At 70.6% G+C, this 5,250-nt stretch carries 3 protein-coding genes; 2 read left to right on the forward strand and 1 reads right to left on the reverse strand.

Going from position 1 to position 5,250, the window contains the following annotated elements; translation table 11 throughout:
* Positions 1–88: 88 nt before the first annotated feature.
* A complete protein-coding gene (locus ETD85_RS59790) occupies positions 89–2,824 on the forward strand; it encodes a DEAD/DEAH box helicase (protein WP_138698679.1) in 2,736 nt (911 codons plus the stop codon).
* Between the two features lie 21 nt (positions 2,825–2,845).
* Here the strand turns inward: ETD85_RS59790 and ETD85_RS59795 are convergent, their stop codons facing one another.
* Entirely contained in the window at positions 2,846–3,037 is a 192-nt protein-coding gene (locus ETD85_RS59795) for a hypothetical protein (RefSeq protein ID WP_138698680.1), read from the reverse strand.
* Positions 3,038–3,552: 515 nt separating this feature from the next.
* Here ETD85_RS59795 and ETD85_RS59800 point away from each other — a divergent pair.
* Positions 3,553–5,226, forward strand: a complete 1,674-nt coding sequence (locus ETD85_RS59800) for an ABC transporter ATP-binding protein (RefSeq protein ID WP_240780133.1) — start codon at positions 3,553–3,555, stop codon at positions 5,224–5,226.
* The last annotated feature ends 24 nt before the right edge of the window (positions 5,227–5,250 follow it).

Raw genomic sequence — 5,250 nt, forward strand, 5'->3', positions numbered from 1 at the left:
AGATGTGTATAAGAGAAAGGGCGGACGGGGCGGGGGCGGCGGAATGGCCGGGACGGACCGGAATGGCGATTTCGGTAGGCTGACAGGTATGACAACGCCAGCGGAACGCTACGCGGCCTTCCGTCAGAAGCACGGGGACGACGAGGCCGCTCTCAGATCGTTCCGAGGTCTGTACGACTTCGCGCTGGACGACTTCCAGCTCGACGCCTGCCGCGCGCTGGAGGCGGGCGACGGCGTCCTGGTGGCGGCGCCCACGGGCTCGGGCAAGACGGTCGTCGGCGAGTTCGCCGTCCACCTGGCCCTGGAGCAGGGCCGTAAGTGCTTCTACACCACCCCCATCAAGGCGCTGTCCAACCAGAAGTACAACGACCTGGTCAAGCGCTACGGCACTGCCAAGGTGGGCCTGCTGACCGGCGACAACAGCGTCAACGGCGAGGCCCCCATCGTGGTCATGACCACCGAGGTGCTGCGCAACATGCTCTACGCCGGCTCGGCCACGCTGGCCGGGCTCGGGTTCGTCGTCATGGACGAGGTCCACTACCTGGCCGACCGCTTCCGTGGCGCGGTGTGGGAAGAGGTCATCATCCACCTGCCCGAGTCGGTGCGGCTGGTGGCGCTGTCGGCGACCGTCAGCAACGCCGAGGAGTTCGGCGAGTGGATGGGCGAGGTGCGCGGCGAGACCACGGTGATCGTCGACGAGCACCGCCCGGTGCCGCTCTGGCAGCACATGATGGTCGGCAACCGGATCTACGACATGTTCATGGCCGACGACCTGACGCCGCGCATCAACCCCACGCTGATGCGGGTGACGCGCGACGCCGAGCGGCTGACCGCCGGGCGGGGCCGGCGCGGCTACGGCAGGCCCCAGCGCTCAAGGCCGCCGGACCGGGTGCAGGTGATCGAGAAGCTCGACTCCGAGGGGCTGCTGCCCGCGATCACGTTCATCTTCTCCCGCGCGGGCTGCCAGGCGGCGGTGCAGCAGTGCCTGTACGCCGGCATCCGGCTCACCACCGACCGCGAGCGCCACGAGATCAGGCAGCTCGTCGACGAGCGCACCGCCCATCTGCCCGACGAGGACCTGGCGGTCCTGGGCTACCTGGAGTGGCGCGACTGCCTGGAGCGCGGCCTGGCGGCCCACCACGCGGGCATGCTGCCGGCCTTCAAGGAGGTCGTGGAGGAGCTGTTCACGCGCGGGCTGGTCAAGGCAGTGTTCGCCACCGAGACGCTCGCGCTGGGCATCAACATGCCGGCCCGCAGCGTGGTGATCGAGAAGCTCGACAAGTGGAACGGCGAGACCCACGCCGACCTGACCCCGGGCGAGTACACCCAGCTCACCGGGCGGGCGGGGCGGCGCGGGATCGACGTCGAAGGCCACGCGGTGGTGCTGTGGCAGGTGGGGATGGACCCGCTGTCGGTGGCGGGCCTGGCGGGCACCCGTACATATCCGCTGCGTTCCAGCTTCCAGCCGTCGTACAACATGGCGGTCAACCTCGTCGGCCAGTTCGGCCGGGAACGCGCCAGGACGCTGCTGGAGGAGTCGTTCGCGCAGTTCCAGGCCGATCGGGCGGTCGTGGGGCTGGCCAAGCAGTTGCGCAAGCACGAGGAGGCGCTGGAGGGCTACCAGGAGGCCATGACGTGCCACCTGGGCGACTTCCCCGAATACGCGGCGCTGCGCCGGCGGCTGACCGACCGGGAGGCGGAGCTGTCCAAGCAGCGCGGGGCCGCCAGGCGGGCCGCCGCCGTACGGTCGCTGGAGGCGCTGGAGCCCGGTGACGTCATCCGGGTGCCGGGCGGGCGCAGGGCGGGCCTGGCGATCGTGCTGGACCCGGGCCGCAACCCGCGCGGGCGCGGGGCGGGCGCGGGGCCGAGCCCGCTCGTGCTGACGGTCGGCAAGCAGGTCAAGAAGCTCGACCCGGCCGACTTCCCCGTCCCGGTGGAGCCGCTGGAGAAGCTGCGCATCCCGAAGAACTTCAACGGCCGCTCGCCCAAGGAGCGTGCCAACCTGGTCTCCACGCTGCTGGCCAAGATGGGCGATCGCGACCTGGGCAAGCCGGCCAGGGCGCGCGACCACGCGGTGGAGGACGACGAGGTCAACGACCTGCGCCGGCAGATCCGCCAGCACCCCTGCCACGGCTGCGACGAGCGCGAGGACCACGCCCGGTGGGCCGAGCGCTACTACAAGCTGCTGCGCGAGACCGAGGGGCTGCGCCGCCGGGTCGAAGGCCGCTCGCACGTCATCTCGCGGACGTTCGACCGCATCTGCTCCGTGCTGGAGCAGCTCGGCTACCTCGACGACGAGACCGTCACCGACGAGGGCCGCCGCCTGGGCCGCCTCTACACCGAGCTCGACCTGCTCACCGCCGAGTGCCTGCGGGGCGGGCTGTGGGAGGAGCTGGACCCGGCCGAGCTGGCGGCGTGCGTGTCGGCGCTGGTGTTCGAGTCGCGGGCGGCCGACGACGCGCGCCGGCCGAAGATCCCCGCGGGCAAGGCCCAGGACGCGCTGACGTCGATGATGCGGCTGTGGGGCGAGCTGGAGGGCATCGAGTCCGACCACGGGCTGTCCACGATCAGGGAGCCCGATCTGGGGTTCGCCTGGGCGGCTTTCCGGTGGGCCAAGGGCCACAGCCTGGACGCCGTCCTCATGGAGGGCGTCAACGGCAACGAGCTGGCCGCCGGTGACTTCGTACGGTGGATCAAGCAGCTCATGGACCTGCTGGGGCAGCTCGGGAACGCCGCGCCGCAGGGCAGCAAGATCAAGGCGACGGCGGGCAAGGCCATGGACGCCATGCGGCGCGGTGTGGTGGCCTACTCCTCGCTGACCTGACGCTCGCGGGCGCGCCGGGGGTCACGACTTCTCCTCGGCGCGCGCGCCGGTCACCGTCACCACGAGGCCGAGCAGGCCCACGGCGGCGCTCACGGCGGTCAGCGTGCCGCCGTCGAGCCACAGGTGCAGCAGGCCGAAGCTCCTGTCGAAGAACTGGTCGGCGATGAGGCCGCCGAAGCCCTGGATCATGAGCAGAACACCGAGAATCACCATGGATCCATCGTGGCAGCGGGGGCCGCGCGGGCCATCGAACCAAAGTATCGGGTGACATACACCTTGGAACCAGCTCCGAGTAGCATCTTTGGCGATCGCCTGACCTTCGTGAGTGCTTTTACTCGTTGGCTTTCGTTTTAACGAGCGGGCGGGATCGCCTTTCTGTGCGGGATTCACCGGTCAAGTCTTTTTGAAATCGAAGAATATCTCGTGCTTTATCCCATTTCGGGTGCTAGCGTCCGAATTGTGCATGTATCCACCAACGGGGGAGGAATCATGGCAAGCACGCAGCTAGCGCAGACTGGGTTCCAGGCAGGATGGGGCTGCCGCCGTCGCCGTAGGTGCAGGCGGCGCTGGTCCGGCTGCGCCCGCCGTCGGTGGTGGGGGTGCTAGATAAGCCCCGTGAGAGCCGGCGGCCTGGCCGCCGGCTCTCATTGCCTATCTCCGGCCGTGAACTCGCGCCGGCGATTTCCATTCGCCGGACATTCCGCGAGTTCTGGCCGGACACTCGCGGATTGCGGCGGCTATTCGCGGCCGGAGTGGTGTTCGCCGTTCTGGCCGCGCTGTGCGAGGTGGCCGCGATCCGCCTGTTCGGCCACATCACCGACGAAGTGCTCACCACGCGGAACCTGTCGGCGTTCTGGACGCCCGCGCTCATCTGGCTGGGGCTGGCCGCGATCGCCGGGGTGACCTCCTTCGCCGGCGCGTACGCCACCGCGCTCGGCGCGGAACGGTTCCTGCTCACGCTGCGGGACCGGGTGTTCGCGCATCTGCAGACGCTCGCGCCGGACTTCTCGGAGAAGCGCCGGCTGGGCGACCTGATGGCCAGGCTGACCGACGACATCGAGGCCATCGAGGAGCTCGTCGGCTCGGGGCTCGTCAAGGCGTTCACCACGGTCGCCAGCGTGCTGTTCTTCGCCGGGGCGGCCTTCTTCGTCCGGTGGGACCTCGCGCTGCTCACGATGGCGCTGATCCCGGCATTCCTTGTGGTCTCGAAGCTGTTCGCGAGCCGGTTCAGGACCGCGGCGGCGCGCGAGCGCTACAGCAACGGGGCCATGAACAGCGTCCTGGAGGAGGGGCTGGCCAACCAGCCGCTCGTGCAGGCGTACAACCGGCAGGGGGCCGAGTCGCGTCGCCTGCACGGGGAGGGGCGCGGGTGGCTGCGCGCCAACATGACGCAGGCGTGGCTGTCGGGCCTGTACGGTCCCGCCGTGCAGGTCATCGAGACCGTGTGCCTCATCATCGTCCTCGGGGTGGGGGCGTGGGAGATCGCCGCCGGCCGGTTGACGCTCGGCGGCCTGCTGTCCTTCGCCGCGTACCTGGCCCTGCTGTACCCGGCCGTGCAGGGCCTGGGCGAGCTGGCCATGACGGTGTCGGAGGCCGCGGCCGGGTCCGACCGGGTCATCGAGATCCTGCGGGCCAGGCCCCTCGTCACCGACGCGCCCGACGCCGCGCCCGCGGGCAGGAGCCGGGGGAGCGTGGCGTTCGAGCGGGTCGGGTTCGCCTATCCGGGACGGAGCCGGCCGGTGCTGCGCGACCTGTCGTTCACCGCGGAGCCCGGCGAGGTGGTCGTCTTCACCGGTCCCAGCGGGGCCGGCAAGTCCACGATGGCCAAGCTGCTGCTGCGCTTCTACGACCCGGACGCGGGGCGCGTCCTGCTGGACGGGGCCGACCTGCGCGGGTTGACGAGGGAGTCGGTGCGCGCGAACATCACGATCCTGCACCAGGAGACGCTGCTGTTCTCGGGGTCCGTACGCGACAACATCGCCTACGGGCGGCCCGAGGCCAGCCTGGACGAGGTCATCAGGGCCGCCGAGGTGGCCGGGGTGCACGACTTCGTCAAGCTGCTGCCCCAGGGGTACGACTCCCCGGTCGGGCAGCGGGGGCGGCTTCTGTCGGGAGGCCAGCGGCAGCGGATCGGGATCGCCAGGGCGCTGCTCAGGGACGCGCCCGTGCTGGTGCTCGACGAGCCCATGAACGGGCTGGACGACGCCATGGCCGCACAGGTCATGAAGCCGCTACGGCGGCTGATGGCCGGGCGGACGACGCTGCTCATCACGCACGACCTGCGGCACGTGCCGGAGGGGGCGCGGACGGTGGAGCTGGAGCCGGTGCCGAGGGAGGAGCGGATCCGGCTCAAGCGGGTCGGCGTCCAGGCCCGCGCGCCCCGGCTGCCGGCGCCTCCGTGAGCCGCCTCCGGGCCGGCCCGGCAC

It is taken from the genome of Nonomuraea zeae, from assembly GCF_005889725.1.
GTDB lineage: Bacteria > Actinomycetota > Actinomycetes > Streptosporangiales > Streptosporangiaceae > Nonomuraea > Nonomuraea zeae.